Source organism: Bradyrhizobium sp. WCU1, assembly GCF_053474805.1.
Map to the genome: position 1 here is coordinate 5,535,123 of NZ_CM130280.1, position 15,542 is coordinate 5,550,664.

Here is a 15,542-nt window from a genome sequence, read left to right on the forward strand (position 1 = left end):
GTGGAGGCACCGGGGCCGCGAGCGAACGAGGTCACCATGAACGAGCAAGTTCAGCCGGCGAGCGGCGAGCCGCTTTTCAATCCGCTGGCACCCGAATTCATTCGCAATCCCTATCCGTATTACGAGCGGCTGCGCCGGCTCGATCCGATGCATGTCAATGCGCACGGCGCCTTCGTCGCCAGCCGGCACGCCGAGGCCAGTCTCGTGCTGCGCGACAAGCGGTTCGGCAAGGATTACGTCGATCGTACGATCCGCCGCTACGGCCCGAAGATCATGGAGGAGCCGGTCTTCCGCAGCATGAGCCACTGGATGCTGCAGCAGGACCCGCCGGATCACACCCGCCTGCGCGGCCTCGTCGTCAAGGCGTTCACCGCACGCCGGGTCGAGGATATGCGTCCGCGCATCCAGCAGATCGTCGACGAGACGCTCGACCGCATCATTCCGCAAGGGCGGATGGACCTGATCGACGATTTCGCGTTCCGCCTGCCGGTCACCATCATCTGCGACATGCTCGGCATCCCCGAGGAGCAGCGTGAGGCCTTCTATACCGGCTCGCGCGACGGCGGACGCCTGCTCGATCCGGTGCCGCTGTCGGCGGAGGAGATCAAGAAGGGCAATGCCGGCAACGTGATGGCCGCAATGTACTTCCACCAGCTGTTCGAGCTGCGCCGCAGGCAGCCCGGCGACGACCTCACCACCCAGCTGGTGCAGGCCGAGGAGGACGGCCAGAAGCTCACCAACGAGGAACTGACCGCCAACATCATCCTGCTGTTCGGCGCGGGCCATGAGACGACCGTCAACCTGATCGGCAACGGGCTGCTTGCGCTCTATCGCAACCCGGATCAGCTCGCGCTGCTGAAGGCCAATCCCGGCCTGATCACCAACGCGATCGAGGAGTTCCTGCGCTACGATTCCTCGGTGCAACTGACCGGCCGCGTCGCGCTTGAAGACATCGAGGATCTCGGCGGCAAGCGCATCCCGAAGGGGGAGAGCGTGCTGTGCCTGCTGGGCTCGGCCAATCACGACGAGGCTGTCTATCCCGACCATCCCGAAAAGCTCGACATCCAGCGGCCGAACGTGAAGCCGCTGTCGTTCGGCGGAGGCATCCATTTCTGTCTCGGCGCCCAGCTGGCGCGAATCGAGGCCGAGATCGCGATCTCGACCCTGCTGCGGCGGATCCCCGACCTGCGGCTCGATGACGCGGAAAATCCGGAGTGGCGGCCGACGTTTGTGCTGCGCGGGCTGAAGCGGCTCCCTGCGAGCTGGTGACATCCCGGTTGAGCGGCAGGGCAGCGCCCCTGCCGCGACGGCCGGCGCACGCAGGCTTGAGCGGAAATCCGTAGTCCACCCGACGTCGCAGCGGTAAAGCCGCTGTGACTTCGCCATACTTGTCTCTATATTTGGGTTGCTCCGGCCAAGGGTTGGCAAAGCGTTCAGCATGAGGAGGCTGCCGCGGAGCGGGCTCAAAGGGAGACACCGTGCAGACGACGCTGCTCGGCCTGGCAATCGCCTTCATTCTTGCACTGGTCGCTGCGCTGGTCGGTCCGTATTTCGTTGACTGGAACCAGTTCAGGCCGCAGTTCGAGGCGGAGGCGTCCAAGATCATCGGCGCGCCGGTTCGCGTCGCCGGCAATCTTGACGCGCGTCTGCTGCCCGCGCCATCGCTGCGGTTGAAATCCGTCACCGTCGGCAGCGCCAACGACCTCGGCAAGGTCCGCGCCGCCGATCTCGACGTCGAGTTCAGCCTGAGCTCCCTGATGCGCGGCGAGGTGCGCGCCAACGAGCTCACCATCAACGGCCTGTCGCTCGATCTCGGGCTCGATCCGAAGGGGCGGATCGACTGGTCGCCGTCGAGCGGGACCTTCAACCTGGCTTCGCTGGCGATCGACCGCCTCAATCTGACCGGCCGCGTCGCGCTGCACGATGCCGCGAGCCGCAGCACGCTCGAGCTGAACGACATTGCTTTCAGCGGCGATGTCCGCTCGCTGGCCGGCGCGATCCGCGGTGACGGCAATTTCATGTTCGACGGCAACCGCTACCCGTTCCGGATCTCGTCGGGGCAAAGCGCTGACGGCAGCGGCACCCGCCTGCACTTCAACATCGATCCCGGGCAGCGGCCGGTGTCGGCCGATCTCGACGGCATCCTGACCTTCGAGGCCCGCGCGCCGCGGTTCGACGGCACAGTGACGTTGGCGGGCACGCCGGGCCAGCGCGGCGGCAGCGACATGCCGTCGTGGCGGATCGCCGCCAAGGTCAAGTCGGACTATTCCGCGGCGCGGCTCGACCAGATCGAGGTCAGCTACGGCGCCGAGGACCGTGCTCTGAAACTCGCGGGCAATGGCGACCTCCGGTTCGGTACCTCGCCGTTGCTGCGCGCCTCCCTTGCGGCGCGGCAGCTCGATGGCGACAGGTTCGCCGCCAAAGATGGCACCAAGGATGGCGGCAACGGCAATGTCGAGCCGGTGCAGGTGCTGCCGGCGATGCGTGCGGTGCTGTCGGGCCTTCCGCAAAGCCCGATTCCGGCGCAGGTCGAGCTCACGTCCGAGCAGGTCATGCTCGGTGGCCGCCCATTACAGGACATCTCGGCTGAGCTGCAATCGGATGCGAAATCATGGATCGTGCGCCGGTTGGAGTTTCGCGCGCCGGGATCCACCCGGGTCTCGCTGAGCGGCGCCAGCGCGCAAGCCGGGGCCGCTAACAGCTTCAAGACCGCGCTCAACATCGAATCGTCCGATCCCGATACGCTGATGACCTGGCTGCAGGGGCGGAGCGACATCGCCTATCGCAGCCAGAAACCGCTGCGCCTGCGCGGCGACGTCACGGTGTCGCCATCAGGCTTTTCGATCGACGCGATGAAGGCGGAAGTCGAGGGCGGCGCGCTCGAGGGCCGCATCGCGGTCGCGCATCGCGAGGCGGCGAGCGGATCGAAGGTCGAGGCGCAGTTGAAGGCGGAGCGGCTGGATCTCGATGCGACCGCAGCCGTCATCCGCTCACTGGCTGGTCCGCAAGCCGAATGGCCCGATGAGGCGCAGCTGTCGCTGGACGTCGCGCGCGCAATCTCCTCGGGGCAGGAATTGCGACCGCTGCTGGCGAAGATTGTCTACAACCCGAAGAGTATCGTGCTCGAGCGCGTCAAGATCGGCCAGCCCGACAACGTCACGCTGGACGGCAGCGGCAATTTCGACCGTGCGAATTCGACCGGCAAGCTCACGCTCGACGCGACCGCTGCCTCGCTCGCCCGGCTGACTGCCGTCGTTCAGCCCTTCGCGCCGGCGCTCGCCGCGCGGCTCGGCGTGCTTCGTGCGGATGCCGGCCCGGTCCGCGCCAGGCTTGTGCTCGATCTCGGCAAGGGCAAGACCGCCGATCGCGGCAACGCGCGCGCGACGCTCGATCTCGATACGCCGCCGCTCAAGGGCAATACGGTGATCTCGGCGACGCCGCCGCTCGCTGCGATCCGTGCGCTGGATGTCGACGCACTTCGCCGCAGCGACATGACAGCCGAGGCGAAAATCTCCGCCGGCGAGGGCGGTGCGCTGCTGGCGCTGCTCGGCCTTGACGGTGCGGTCGCAGCCGGCGCCGGCGCGACCCAGTTCGAGGTCACCGTGAGCGGCGCGTGGCAAGCGCCGCTGCGGCTGAAGGCGAGACTCTGGGGCGCGGGGCTCGACGCCGATGCGGAGGGGACGGCGGAGCCTTGGACCAAGGACGGGGCCAGCGAGAACAAATCCAGCGTCAGCCTCCGCGTCCGCAGCGCCGACATCAGTCCGCTGCTCAATCTGAAATCATCCGATCCCGCCGCGAACATCCGCCTGTCGTCGAAGCTCACGCTCGCGGGCGACAAACTGACCTTCGACGATCTCGACAGCATCGTCGCCGGTTCGCGGCTGCGCGGCCGTCTGGCGCTGACACTCGGCGATCAGAAGAGCCTCGAAGGCGAAGTCGGCCTCGATCAAATCGAGCTGGCGCCGATCTTTGCGGCTGCGATCGGTAGCGCGGGTCACGATGCGACGGAGCCGCTCGGCCAGGGGCTGACAAGCGCCTGGCGCGGCAAGGTCACCTTCGAAGCGCTGCATGGTCGGCTGCCGGGCGGCGCGGAGCTGCAGCCGGTCAGCGGCACCATCAGGTCGGACGGGCAGGCCCTGACCTTCGACGGCATCAAGGGCAAGATCGGCGGCGGCGAGGCGACTGCCTCCATCGACGCGCGGCAGGGCGTCAACGGGCTCGCGCTGAACGCCAATGTGCAGCTGTCGGGTGTCGACGCTTCGGCCTTGCGCTACCGCAATCTGGCGATGCCGAGGGCACGCGCTTCGATGCAGATGACGTTGTTGACGCAGGGCCGCAGCGCCTCGGCGCTATCAGGTGCGCTGTCCGGCAGCGGCACTGTGACGCTCGACGGGCTGAACCTTCCGGGGCTCGATCCGCGTGCGTTCGACGTCGCGATCCGCGCCAGCGATTCCGGTCAGGCCACCGACGATACGCGGTTGCGGCAGATCGTCGAACCGGCGCTCGCGGCGGGTCCGCTATCGGTCGCTTCGGCGCAAATTCCCTTCAACATCCGTGACGGCCGCATCCGGGTCGGTGCCACCACGCTCGCGGCCAATGGTGCCAACGTCATCCTGTCCGGCGGCTATGACATTCCGGCCGACCAGGCCGACATTCGCGCCGCGCTGGCATCGACCCAGGTCGGCACCGCGAACAGCCGCCCGGAGATCCAGCTGCTCGCCGTCGGCACGCCCGACGGATTGTCGCGCAGCATCGACATTGCGGCGTTGTCGTCGTGGCTCGCGGTGCGCGCGATCGATCGGGAGACCAGGCGGCTCGATGCGATCGAGCGCGGCGAACCCGTGCCGCCGCCGACCCCGGCGGCCCTGCCGCCTTCCGCCGAGCCGACGCCCGACGTGCCCGGCGCAAATTCAGCGGCGATACCACCGGCGGACGTGCCGGTGCCCGGGCGCGATCCGCGCCGCGTGGCCCCAAAGCCGAAGATCGTGGCGCCGCGACCGCCGATCGTTCCGCCGGTTGCAACCGCACCGGCCGTCGTGCCGCCCGCGCCGGTGGCGAGCCAGCCGCAGGTGGCGCCATTGCCGCCGCCGATCGAGGTCAAGCCGGCGCCCGGCGCGGCGAGGCCAAGGCCGCTGCGCCCGCCATTGTCGCTGACGCCGCAGGTCGCCAATCCGCCCCCGCGACCGGCGATGCAGAACTAATCCGCGTTTTCAAGCGAAGTGGGCACTGGTTCGCGCGAAGGAGACGCGTCAAACGACGCGCTGGATCAGGATTGGTGCTGGAGGATGTTGATCAGCCGGCCGAAGGGATCGCGGACGAAGAAGCGCCGCACGCCCCACGGCTCGTCCGCCGGTCCGTATTCGATCGCGATGCGGGCTGCCGTCATCCGGCGCATGGCTTCATCGAGGTCGTCGACCTCGATCGAGAGATCGGGTACCGGCGTGCCGGAGCCGCCTTCGGAAGCGAAGCTGATTTGAACCTGCATCGTTTCGGATGAGCCGTAAGTCGCAACCCAACCGAAATCCATCAACGGCTCGAGGCCAAGCACGTCGCGATAGAACGACTTCGCCGCCGCGATGTCGGATGCGGCAATGTTCGCGACGATGCGATTGACCTTCATGCTGAAGTCCGCGCGGCGGAACGGCCGTCTGCTCAATCGACGGCCGGTGAAGGCCGTCAGGCCTGCTGGCGCGTGTCGACCTGCTGCGGCCTGACATCCGTCGGCACCGCCGGGGTAGCGCGCGAACGGAAATAGTCGAGCACGAAAAGCCGGATCGCGGAGGACAGATTGCCCTGCTGGCGGTTGCTGTCGATCTCGCCGACCAATTCGGACAGCGTCATGTTCCGCAGACCGGAAATCTCCTTCATGCCGTTCCAGAAGGCTTCTTCGAGGCTGACGCTGGTCTTGTGACCGGCCACGACGATCGAACGCTTGACGACGGGAGACTTCATGATGCGTCACCACTTTCGATACGCTGCTGATCGATGCGGTGCTGATCCAGCACTCGCGCGTTGCGCTCGCCGAGAAATTCGTCACGCGCTCGTTCGGATTTGGTGCGACCGAATAGCGCACGATTGGCTTCGGCCTGCTTGGCTGCTTGTTCGCGCTCGCCGCGCTTCTTGAATCGTTTCAGGTTGACCACGTCGCCCATGCTCGTCGTCCTCATCGTCCCCAAAGCGGAATTGGTGATGCATCGTGACGAAAGCAAGAGCGATCGCGCTGCGCGCCCGGCTCGATACCCATCCCGAATCCCCGTTTGATGCTTCTGATAGCATCAAAGAATCCGTTTCGCTCTGCGAAAACTAGACGTCTGTACCATGCGCCAGCGCAGAGCTGATAGGCAAACAGCCTTAGTCTTTAGGCGTTATGATCCATAATTATATCACGCGCGCTGACCGTAATTATCCGGACATTGCGCGCCCGTGGCTCAGCCTGGGTGTGTCATTTTGTCCGGCTGCACGAGGCGATCAAATTCATCGGCAGACACAAATCCAAGCCGCAAAGCCTCTTCCTTCAGCGTCGTTCCGCGGGTGTGCGCCGACTTCGCGACCTTGGCTGCGTTGTCGTAACCGATCTTCGGCGCGAGCGCGGTCACCAGCATCAGCGAGCGCTGCATCAACTCGTTGATGCGCTTTTCGTCGGCGCGTATGCCGACAACGCAATGCTCGGTAAATGAGCGGACAACGTCAGACAGCAGCTGAATGGAATTTATCATACAATATGCCATGACGGGCTTGTAGACGTTGAGCTCGAAATGACCCTGGCTGCCGGCGACGGTGATCGTGGTCTGATTGCCGAACACCTGGCAGCAGACCATGGTCATGGCTTCGCACTGGGTCGGGTTGACCTTGCCCGGCATGATCGACGAGCCCGGCTCGTTCTCCGGCAGGATCAGTTCGCCGAGACCCGAGCGCGGGCCCGAGCCGAGGAAGCGGATGTCGTTGGCGATCTTGAACAGGCCGGTCGCCACCGAGTTGATCGCGCCATGCACCAGCACATACGCGTCGTTCGAAGCCAGCGCCTCGAACTTGTTCGCGGCGCTGGTGAACGGCAGCCTGGTGATCTCGGCGACATGCCTGGCGAAGAGATTGGCGAATTCCGGCTTCGAGTTGAGGCCGGTGCCGACGGCAGTGCCGCCCTGCGCCAGCGGGAACAGCTCCTTCACCGCGACGCGCAGCCGCGCGATGCCGCTCTCAACCTGCGCGGCGTAGCCGGAGAACTCCTGGCCGAGCGTCAGCGGTGTCGCGTCCTGGGTATGCGTCCGTCCGATCTTCACGATCTTGGCAAACGCCTCCTGCTTCGCGTGCAACGCCTGATGCAATTCGGCGAGGGCCGGGATCAGGTCGGCGATGATGCGGTCCGCTGCCGCGATATGCATCGCGGTCGGAAACGAGTCGTTCGACGACTGGCTCATGTTGACGTGATCATTCGGATGAATCGGCTGCTTGGCGCCGAGCTCGCCGCCGAGCATCTGGTTGGCGCGGTTGGCGATCACCTCGTTCACGTTCATGTTGGTCTGCGTGCCGGAGCCGGTCTGATAGACGACCAGCGGAAAATGATCGTCGAGCTTGCCGTCGATCACTTCCCTGGCAGCACTGACGATGGCGTCGGCGCGGCGTGCGTCGAGCTGGCCGAGCTCGCGATTGGTTTCGGCTGCCGCGAGCTTGACGATGGCGAGCGCATGGATGATCGCGATCGGCATCCGATCGTGGCCGATCTTGAAATTCTGCCGCGAGCGCTCGGTCTGCGCGCCCCAGTAGCGGTCGGCGGCGACGTCGATCGGACCGAAGCTGTCGGTCTCGCTCCGGGTGGCGGCGTTGGATGGTGTGGTCGATTGAGCCATGGATGCTCTCCGTTGCGTCATCAGCACGTGGTCCGGCATGGCGCCGGTCTTCCAGCGTGACGACGCGAAGGCGTCCACGCGGAGACACGTTCATGCGGAAGATAGTACGGGATGACGATCTGTCATCCCGATCCTCACATGCATCCTACAAGGTGAAGAGAGATCCGCGTTTAGATTATTTCTTGCGGAAACGGTCCAGCCGCACCACCTCGGCGCCTTCGCTGGGCTTCGCGGGCTCCTGCTCGGTCTCGGCCGTCTCGGGCTCGACCACGGCCCGGGCAGCCGGCGCGGGAGGGGGGGCGGCCACTGCCGGTGCGGCAGGCGCTTCCTCGGACAGCGCGTCCGAGACGTCGAACCGCAGGTCGAACGGCGCGGACGGATCGAGGAAACGCGTCACCGCGGCAAACGGCACGTTGAGCCGCTCGGGAATCCCGCCGAACGACAGGCCGACCTCGAAGCGGTCCTCGGTCACCACCAGATCCCAGAACTGGTGCTGCAGGATGATGGTCATCTCCTCCGGATACTGCGCGAGCAGCCGCGGTGACAGCTTCACGCCGTCGCCGTGCGAGAGGAAGGTGATGTAGAAATGATGCTCACCCGGCAGGCCGTGTTCGGCCGCATCCGACAGGACCCGGCGCAGCACCCCGCGCAGCGCATCGCGCGCCAGCACGTCATATCGGATGTGATCGGTCGCCATGGTGATCCTGTCGCTTCGAAAATAGCCGGTGAGGCTCGCCGGATGATCCGACTCGCCCGCTTTGCCCCCATGCTACCCCGCCGGGAGCCGGAAATCAGCAGGGCCGATGGCTGAAATGCGGGCGGACGCCCGATCGAGGAATAAAGTGGAGGCTTCTGTTGCCAGGTGCCTCCGAACCCCGCCTAACGGAGCTTAACCCGTTAGGACTTTAAGATGGTCTTTCAAACTGCGTTACGCAGCCTGAGCAACCGGAGCAAAGTTGTCGTTGGCAACTATTGCATTAGCCCGATAACGGCGGAACCATACCGAGAAAAAACACGCCCTTTACGCCCTCGTCGATCCTATTTCGCCCCCGCCAAAAGCCACCGAAGGGGGCTTAGATGGGTTTTGGTGGAGGCGCCGGGTACCGCCCCCGGGTCCGAATGGTTTATTGCGACGGCCATTTATTTCCATAGCCGGCGAACCGGCACCCCCAATATAGCGGCAAAGCCGTAGAAAAACAGAGCCGATTCAGACCCTTTCCGCTGTGAAAACACACCAATTTGGGTTGGCCGGCGTCCCGGAGCCGTTCTAGATTTTGGCCATGCCCCCGGAATCCCCGCCGGTTGCCGCCCCGGCGCCGGATGTCTCCGCGCCGTCTCCACCCCACCAGCCCGGGCTTCTCGAGCTGTTCCTGGCGTTTGCCAAGATGTCGCTGGCCGGCTTTGGCGGGGTCCTGGTCTGGGCCCGGCGGGCGATCGTCGAACAGCACCGTTGGATGACGGCGGAGGAGTTCAACGAGACCTTCGCGCTGTGCCATTTCCTGCCAGGTCCGAACATCGTCAACCTGTCGGTCGTGTTCGGTTCGCGCTTTCGCGGCGTCGCCGGCGCCTTCGCGGCCTTCGCCGGGCTGGTCGGGCCGCCGATGGTGATCGCGACCATCCTTGCCGCGCTCTACGCCCGCTACGGCGATGTCGACATACTGCGCCGGACGCTTGCCGGCGTGGCCTGTGCCGCGGTCGGGCTGCTGTTCGCCGTCGTCCTCAAGATGATGCTGCCGCTGTTGCAGCGGCGTGATGTCACAGGCCTCGTCATCCTGGCCGCGGTCTTCGTCGCGATCGGTCTGATCCGCTGGCCGCTGCAGATCGTGCTGCTGGTGGCGATCCCGCTCAGCCTCGCGATCACGATCGTGACCCGGCGCATGGTGAAGTCATGAATAGGGAGTCCAACCCGGTCGCGGCGCTGGTATGGACCTTCGGTTTGATGTCGCTGTTCGCGGTCGGCGGGGCCAATTCGGCGATCCCCGAAATGCACCGCGCCGCGGTCGACGTACATCACTGGTTGACCGACAAGCAGTTCGCCGACGTGTTCGCGATCTCGCAGCTCTCGCCGGGACCGAACGTGCTGATCGTGACGCTGATAGGTTATTCTGTCGCAGGCGTTGCCGGGGCGTTGGCTGCGACGGTTGCGATGTGCGGACCGACCGCGCTGCTTGCCTATTATGTCAGCCGTTTCCTCGATCGCTCGCGCGACGCGCGCTGGCCGGCGATCATCCAGGCGGCATTGGTTCCGCTGTCGATCGGCCTGATGGCTGCATCCGGCCTGATCGTGGCGCAGACATCAGACCAAAGTTGGATCGCGGTCCTGATCACCATTGTCGCAGCCACGCTTGCTTTTGCGACGCGGATCAATCCTTTGTGGATGTTGCTCGCCGGAGGTCTCTTGGGTTTTGCTGGCGTTGTCTGACGAAAATCGCTAGCAAGGCTTTCGGTCAACGCACCACAAGCCAAGCCATTCAATCAAAACGGGCGGACAGCCTGACGGGGGGAAGCGAAGTCATGAGCGATACGCCGAGCGAGGCGCCGGTCAAATCGATCTTGCCGAAATGGGTGCGCGGCCCGCAGGACTTTGTCGGCGGGCTCGCCATGGTGGCCGTTGCGCTGTTTGCCTTGTGGGCTTCGAGCGACTTGCAGGGCATGCACGGATTTTCGTTCGGTGCCGGAACCGCGCCGCGGATGTTCGCCGTGCTGCTGCTGTTGCTCGGCGGCGCCGTGGCGCTGGTCGGAATTCTGAAAGACGGCCCGCAGATCGCGGCCTATTCTTGGCGCGGGCCGTTGTTCGTGTCGGCGGCAATCGTGTTCTTCGCCGTCGCGATCCGTCCGCTCGGGCTCGTCGTCTCCGCCTTTGCCGCCTTCCTGATCGCGGCGCTCGGCTCGCATGAGACGAGGTGGCTCGAAGCCATCATCGTCGGTGGCTGCCTGACGCTCGGCTGCGCGCTGTTGTTTCCTTATGTGCTGGGACTTCCGATGCCGATGTTCCCGCGTTTCCTGATCCAGTGAGGGCGTGATGGAACTGTTTGCCAACCTCGCCCACGGTTTCGCTGTCGCATTCTCTCCGATCAACCTTCTGATGTGCCTGATCGGTGCGCTGGTCGGCACGCTGGTCGGCGTCTTGCCGGGCATCGGCACCATCGCCACCGTCGCGATGCTGCTGCCGATCACCTTCGGCCTGCCGCCGGTCGGCGCGCTGATCATGCTCGCCGGCATCTATTACGGTGCGCAATATGGCGGGTCGACCACCTCGATCCTGGTCAATATTCCCGGCGAGGCGACCTCCGTGGTCACCGCGCTCGACGGCCACCAGATGGCCAAGCAGGGCCGCGCCGGTCCGGCGCTCGCGATCGCCGCGATCGGCTCGTTCTTCGCCGGCTGCGTCGCCACCGTGCTGATCGCCGTGCTCGGCGCGCCGCTGACCAAGCTCGCGCTGGCATTCGGACCGGCCGAATATTTCTCGCTGATGGTGCTCGGCCTGATCTTCGCGGTGGTGCTCGCCAAGGGCTCGGTGCTGAAGGCGATCGCGATGATCGTGTTCGGCCTGTTGCTGTCGATGGTCGGCTCCGACATCGAGACCGGTGCCTCGCGCATGGCCTTCAACATTCCCGAGCTTGCCGACGGCCTCGGCTTTGCCACCGTGGCGATGGGCGTGTTCGGCTTCGCTGAGATCATCCGCAACCTCGACCATGGCGCGGAGATGGACCGCAATCTGGTGCAGCAGAAGATCACCGGCCTGATGCCGACCAGGAAGGACCTCGTGGACTCCACGCCGGCGATCCTGCGCGGCACCGTGCTCGGCTCGATCCTCGGCATCCTGCCGGGCGGCGGCGCGGTGATCGCGTCGTTCGCGGCCTATACGCTGGAAAAGAAGCTGGCGAAGGATCCGTCGCGGTTCGGCCGCGGCGCGATCGAGGGCGTGGCATCGCCGGAAAGCGCCAACAACGCTGCGGCGCAGACCTCGTTCATCCCGCTGCTCACGCTCGGCATCCCGCCGAATGCGGTGATGGCGCTGATGGTCGGCGCGATGACCATTCATGGCATCGTGCCGGGTCCGCAGGTGATGCAGAAGCAGCCCGACCTGGTCTGGGGCATGATCGCCTCGATGTGGATCGGCAATCTGATGCTGATCATCATCAACCTGCCGCTGGTTGGCATCTGGGTCCGTCTGCTGCGCGTGCCGTACCGGCTGATGTTCCCCTCGATCGTGGTGTTCTGCGCGATCGGCATCTACTCGGTGAACAACGCGCCGGTCGATGTCGTCCTCGCAGGCGCGTTCGGCCTGGTCGGCTACTGGCTGATCAAGCACGATTTCGAGCCGGCGCCGCTGCTGCTCGGCATGGTGCTCGGTCCGCTGATGGAGGAGAACCTGCGCCGTGCGCTCTTAATCTCGCGCGGTGACTGGAGCGTGTTCCTGTCGCGGCCGCTTTCGGCGGTGCTGCTGGCGATTGCGGCAGCTCTGCTGGTGCTTGCCGTGCTGCCCACCTTGCGGGCGAAGCGCGACGAGGTGTTCGTGGAGTCGGAGGGCTGATCACTCTCTAAGCCCTGCGTCGGCGCGCCGCAGGCGGAAGTCGAATCGACTCGCGATGTCGTCTCATGAAATGAAAATGCCGGCCGATTTGGCCGGCATTTTTATTGGTCAAAACGTTCCCGGGAGGAATTGAGATGATGTCCATTCGCTCGCTTGCGGGCGCATGCCTTTCGGCATGTGTGGCGCTCGGCGCATTCGCCGTGCCGGCGTCGGCGCAGAACTATCCGACGCGCACCATCACCATGATCGTGCCGTTCGCAGCCGGCGGTCCGACCGACGTCATCTCACGCATCGTCACCGCGCATATGGCGCAGACGCTCGGCCAGAGCATCGTCATCGAAAACGTGGTTGGCGCCGGCGGCACCACGGCGACCACGCGCGCGGCGCGCGCCGCCAATGACGGCTACACGCTGGTCACCGGACACATGGGCACCCATGCCGCGTCCGTGCCGCTCTATCCGAAGCTTGCCTATCATCCGGAGAAGGATTTCGAGCCCGTGGCGCTGCTTGCGGGCACGCCGATCCTGATCCTCGCCCGCAAGGATTTCCCGCCGAAGGATCTGAAGGAGTTCATCGCCTACGTGAAGGCCAATGCCGAGAAGGTCAACGCCGCGCATGCCGGCATCGGCTCGGTCTCGCACGCCTCCTGCGAGTTGCTCAACTCGATCCTCGACGTCAAGCCGGTCGGCGTGCCCTTCAACGGCACCGGACCCGCGATGAACGCGCTGGTCGCCGGCCAGGTCGATTACATGTGCGACCAGATCGTCAACGCGGTGCCGCAGATCAACGCCGGCACCATCAAGGCCTATGCGGTCGCGACCCCCGAGCGCAATCCATCGCTGCCCGACGTCCCGACCACGACCGAGGCCGGCCTGCCGGCGTTCCAGGCTCAGGCCTGGAACGCGATCTTTGCGCCGAAGGGAACTTCGCCCGCCATCATCGCCACGCTGAACGCGGCGGCGATCAAGGCGCTGGACGACGAGAACGTCCGCAAGCGCCTGCTCGAACTCGGCAGCGTGATCCCGGTACCCGCCAACCGCAGCCCGGAGGCGCTGGCGACGCTCGTGAAGAACGAGATCGCGAAATGGACCCCGGTGCTCAAGCCGGCAAGTTAATCCAGCGCGGTCAAATGGATAGGGCAGGGCGGAACGCGGGTTCCGTCCCTTGTCGTTTGGCGCAAGGGTGCTCACTTTTCGGGGTATAATCGGTCTAATCAGCCGAATCGGCGTGTCGGCCGGCGGCGGTGGCCGCTACATTCGCCGCTCTCTCGAAAGCCCGAAACAGACGTCATGAACCAGTATCACGATCTGCTCGAACGTATCCTCGCCGACGGCGCCGAGAAGCATGACCGCACCGGCACCGGTACGCTGTCGATCTTCGGCCATCAGATGCGCTTCAATCTCTCGGCCGGATTCCCGATGCTGACGACCAAACGGCTGCCGCTGAAGGCGATCGTGCACGAGCTGCTCTGGTTCCTCGCCGGCGACACCAACATCAAATATCTCAACGACAACGGCGTCACGATCTGGGATGAATGGGCCGACGCCAATGGCGATCTCGGCCCGGTCTATGGCTCGCAGTGGCGCTCCTGGCCCGCGCCCGATGGCCGCAGCATCGACCAGATCAGCAACGTGATCGAGATGATCAAGCGCAATCCGGACTCGCGGCGGCTGATCGTCAGCGCCTGGAATCCGGCCGAGGTGGACAAGATGGCGCTGCCGCCGTGCCACTGCCTGTTCCAGTTCTATGTCGCCAACGGAAAATTGTCCTGCCAGCTCTATCAGCGCTCCGGCGACGTGTTCCTCGGCGTGCCCTTCAACATCGCCTCCTATGCGCTGCTGACCATGATGGTCGCGCAGGTGACCGGGCTGAAGCCCGGCGATTTCGTGCACTCGCTCGGCGATGCGCATCTCTATTCGAACCACCTCGAGCAGGCGCGCCTGCAACTGACGCGGCCGACGCGGCCGCTGCCGACGATGGCGATCAATCCCGATGTGAAAGACATCTTCGCGTTCCGCTTTGAGGATTTCAAACTCGAAGGCTACGACCCGCATCCGCACATCAAGGCCGAAGTCGCGGTCTGATGTCGCTCGTGATCCGCCGCGCGCGGCCCGATGAGGCCGGACTGGTGTACTCGCTGGTCCGCGAGCTTGCCGCGTACGAGAAGCTCCTGCACGAGGTCCACGCCAGCGAGGCCGATATCGCCGAGGCGCTGTTCGGCGAAAGCCCGCGGCTGTTCTGCGACATCGCGGAATGGAACGGCGAGCCCGCCGGCTTCGCGGTCTGGTTCGTCAATTTCTCGACCTTCGCCGGCCGCCACGGCATCTACCTCGAAGATCTCTTCGTGCGTCCGGCGCTGCGCGGCAAGGGGATCGGCAAGGCGCTGCTGGTGCACCTGGCGAAGCACTGCCTCGCCAATGGGTGGGCGCGCCTGCAATGGGCGGTGCTCGACTGGAACGCGCCGTCGATCGCATTCTACAAATCACTCGGAGCCGAGATGGTGGACGAATGGACGATCTGTCGCGTCTCCGGTCCTGCGCTGTCGGCGCTCGCCGAAGGAGCGCGCTGATGGAGATCGTGCTCCTCGCTGCGGTCGCCGAGAACGGCGTGATCGGGAGCGGCAACGCAATTCCGTGGCGGCTGAAATCCGATCAGCAGCGCCTCAAGGCGATGACGCTGAACAAGCCCATCGTGATGGGGCGCAAGACGTTCGAGTCGCTGCGCCGGCCGCTGCCGGGACGCACCAACATCGTGGTGACGCGCGATCCGAACTACCGCGCGCGCGGCGCCATCGTCACGACGTCGTTGGAAAACGCCCGCGCAATTGCGCTTGGTGATGCGCTGCGGCGTTTCGCCACTGAAATTGCAATCATCGGCGGCGCCGAGATCTATGCGCAGTGGATGGGCATCGCCGATCGCCTTGAGATTACCGAGGTCCATGCCCGGCCGGACGGCGATACACGGTTCGACACAATCGATGCGAGGGAGTGGGATGAGGTCGCGCGCGTGCGGAATCCGGCAGGTCCGGACGACAATGCCGACTTCTCCTATGTGACATATCGTCGGCGCGGCCGCGGTTAACCAATGTTTGCATTGACAATTGTGGCCCGGCGCATAGCTCGTCGGCTCAGGAAGCTTGCGTTGTAAGGGCCCTGGCGGTC

The 15,542-nt window shown here is 65.1% G+C and carries 15 protein-coding genes and 1 other RNA gene; 10 read left to right on the plus strand and 6 right to left on the minus strand.

The features are described 5' to 3' along the window. The first annotated feature begins 36 nt into the window (after positions 1 to 36). Both ACTUWL_RS25540 and ACTUWL_RS25545 read left to right on the plus strand, forming a co-directional pair. On the plus strand, positions 37 to 1,269 hold the full coding sequence (locus tag ACTUWL_RS25540; protein WP_168471130.1) for a cytochrome P450: 1,233 nt from the start codon (positions 37 to 39) through the stop codon (positions 1,267 to 1,269). A 209-nt stretch (positions 1,270 to 1,478) separates the two neighbouring features. Next, positions 1,479 to 5,201, plus strand: a complete 3,723-nt coding sequence (locus ACTUWL_RS25545) for an AsmA family protein (protein WP_021077183.1) — start codon at positions 1,479 to 1,481, stop codon at positions 5,199 to 5,201. A 65-nt stretch (positions 5,202 to 5,266) separates the two neighbouring features. On the opposite strand, the gene ACTUWL_RS25550 is transcribed toward ACTUWL_RS25545, so the two are convergent. The 6 genes from ACTUWL_RS25550 to ssrA form a co-directional block, all read right to left on the minus strand. Then, positions 5,267 to 5,620, minus strand: coding sequence for a VOC family protein (locus ACTUWL_RS25550; RefSeq protein WP_021077182.1), 354 nt, complete (start codon positions 5,618 to 5,620; stop codon positions 5,267 to 5,269). A gap of 56 nt (positions 5,621 to 5,676) precedes the next feature. Continuing rightward, on the minus strand, positions 5,677 to 5,952 hold the full coding sequence (locus tag ACTUWL_RS25555; RefSeq protein WP_021077181.1) for a ribbon-helix-helix domain-containing protein: 276 nt from the start codon (positions 5,950 to 5,952) through the stop codon (positions 5,677 to 5,679). Next, a complete protein-coding gene (locus ACTUWL_RS25560) occupies positions 5,949 to 6,152 on the minus strand; it encodes a DUF4169 family protein (protein ID WP_021077180.1) in 204 nt (67 codons plus the stop codon). Before ACTUWL_RS25560 ends, ACTUWL_RS25555 begins: the two co-directional genes overlap by 4 nt. 276 nt (positions 6,153 to 6,428) lie before the next feature. Next, on the minus strand, positions 6,429 to 7,844 hold the full coding sequence (gene fumC / locus ACTUWL_RS25565; RefSeq protein WP_021077179.1) for a class II fumarate hydratase: 1,416 nt from the start codon (positions 7,842 to 7,844) through the stop codon (positions 6,429 to 6,431). A 175-nt stretch (positions 7,845 to 8,019) separates the two neighbouring features. After that, complete coding sequence (locus ACTUWL_RS25570) at positions 8,020 to 8,541, minus strand: SspB family protein (RefSeq protein WP_021077178.1); 522 nt, start codon at positions 8,539 to 8,541, stop codon at positions 8,020 to 8,022. Positions 8,542 to 8,685: 144 nt separating this feature from the next. After that, positions 8,686 to 9,047, minus strand: a transfer-messenger RNA (tmRNA) gene (gene ssrA, locus ACTUWL_RS25575). A gap of 77 nt (positions 9,048 to 9,124) precedes the next feature. Here ssrA and ACTUWL_RS25580 point away from each other — a divergent pair. From ACTUWL_RS25580 to ACTUWL_RS25615, 8 genes are all read left to right on the plus strand, one after another. Further along, positions 9,125 to 9,736 (plus strand): chromate transporter, encoded by a 612-nt coding sequence (locus ACTUWL_RS25580; RefSeq protein ID WP_021077177.1) that lies wholly within the window; start codon positions 9,125 to 9,127, stop codon positions 9,734 to 9,736. Continuing rightward, positions 9,733 to 10,266, plus strand: a complete 534-nt coding sequence (locus ACTUWL_RS25585; protein WP_021077176.1) for a chromate transporter — start codon at positions 9,733 to 9,735, stop codon at positions 10,264 to 10,266. Before ACTUWL_RS25580 ends, ACTUWL_RS25585 begins: the two co-directional genes overlap by 4 nt. A 92-nt stretch (positions 10,267 to 10,358) precedes the next feature. Continuing rightward, positions 10,359 to 10,859 carry a tripartite tricarboxylate transporter TctB family protein gene (locus ACTUWL_RS25590; RefSeq protein ID WP_021077175.1) on the plus strand — a complete coding sequence of 167 codons (501 nt, stop codon included), beginning with the start codon at positions 10,359 to 10,361 and terminating at the stop codon, positions 10,857 to 10,859. Positions 10,860 to 10,866: 7 nt separating this feature from the next. Next, positions 10,867 to 12,381, plus strand: a complete 1,515-nt coding sequence (locus ACTUWL_RS25595) for a tripartite tricarboxylate transporter permease (protein ID WP_021077174.1) — start codon at positions 10,867 to 10,869, stop codon at positions 12,379 to 12,381. A gap of 134 nt (positions 12,382 to 12,515) precedes the next feature. Then, positions 12,516 to 13,496, plus strand: coding sequence for a tripartite tricarboxylate transporter substrate binding protein BugD (locus ACTUWL_RS25600; protein WP_021077173.1), 981 nt, complete (start codon positions 12,516 to 12,518; stop codon positions 13,494 to 13,496). Positions 13,497 to 13,670: 174 nt separating this feature from the next. Continuing rightward, entirely contained in the window at positions 13,671 to 14,465 is a 795-nt protein-coding gene (locus ACTUWL_RS25605) for a thymidylate synthase (RefSeq protein ID WP_021077172.1), read from the plus strand. Further along, positions 14,465 to 14,950, plus strand: coding sequence for a GNAT family N-acetyltransferase (locus tag ACTUWL_RS25610; RefSeq protein WP_021077171.1), 486 nt, complete (start codon positions 14,465 to 14,467; stop codon positions 14,948 to 14,950). Before ACTUWL_RS25605 ends, ACTUWL_RS25610 begins: the two co-directional genes overlap by 1 nt. After that, complete coding sequence (locus ACTUWL_RS25615; RefSeq protein WP_021077170.1) at positions 14,950 to 15,462, plus strand: dihydrofolate reductase; 513 nt, start codon at positions 14,950 to 14,952, stop codon at positions 15,460 to 15,462. The genes ACTUWL_RS25610 and ACTUWL_RS25615 overlap by 1 nt, the downstream gene beginning before the upstream one ends. Positions 15,463 to 15,542: the final 80 nt, after the last annotated feature.

Excerpts from the sequence above, each read along its gene's own strand:
- ACTUWL_RS25540 (WP_168471130.1), top strand. The coding sequence starts at position 37 with ATGAACGAGCAAGTTCAGCCGGCGAGCGGCGAGCCGCTTTTCAATCCG.
- ACTUWL_RS25550 (WP_021077182.1), bottom strand. The coding sequence starts at position 5,620 with ATGAAGGTCAATCGCATCGTCGCGAACATTGCCGCATCCGACATCGCG.
- ACTUWL_RS25555 (WP_021077181.1), bottom strand. The coding sequence starts at position 5,952 with ATGAAGTCTCCCGTCGTCAAGCGTTCGATCGTCGTGGCCGGTCACAAG.
- ACTUWL_RS25560 (WP_021077180.1), bottom strand. The coding sequence starts at position 6,152 with ATGGGCGACGTGGTCAACCTGAAACGATTCAAGAAGCGCGGCGAGCGC.
- fumC (WP_021077179.1), bottom strand. The coding sequence starts at position 7,844 with ATGGCTCAATCGACCACACCATCCAACGCCGCCACCCGGAGCGAGACC.
- ACTUWL_RS25570 (WP_021077178.1), bottom strand. The coding sequence starts at position 8,541 with ATGGCGACCGATCACATCCGATATGACGTGCTGGCGCGCGATGCGCTG.
- ACTUWL_RS25580 (WP_021077177.1), top strand. The coding sequence starts at position 9,125 with ATGCCCCCGGAATCCCCGCCGGTTGCCGCCCCGGCGCCGGATGTCTCC.
- ACTUWL_RS25585 (WP_021077176.1), top strand. The coding sequence starts at position 9,733 with ATGAATAGGGAGTCCAACCCGGTCGCGGCGCTGGTATGGACCTTCGGT.
- ACTUWL_RS25590 (WP_021077175.1), top strand. The coding sequence starts at position 10,359 with ATGAGCGATACGCCGAGCGAGGCGCCGGTCAAATCGATCTTGCCGAAA.
- ACTUWL_RS25595 (WP_021077174.1), top strand. The coding sequence starts at position 10,867 with ATGGAACTGTTTGCCAACCTCGCCCACGGTTTCGCTGTCGCATTCTCT.
- ACTUWL_RS25600 (WP_021077173.1), top strand. The coding sequence starts at position 12,516 with ATGATGTCCATTCGCTCGCTTGCGGGCGCATGCCTTTCGGCATGTGTG.
- ACTUWL_RS25605 (WP_021077172.1), top strand. The coding sequence starts at position 13,671 with ATGAACCAGTATCACGATCTGCTCGAACGTATCCTCGCCGACGGCGCC.
- ACTUWL_RS25610 (WP_021077171.1), top strand. The coding sequence starts at position 14,465 with ATGTCGCTCGTGATCCGCCGCGCGCGGCCCGATGAGGCCGGACTGGTG.
- ACTUWL_RS25615 (WP_021077170.1), top strand. The coding sequence starts at position 14,950 with ATGGAGATCGTGCTCCTCGCTGCGGTCGCCGAGAACGGCGTGATCGGG.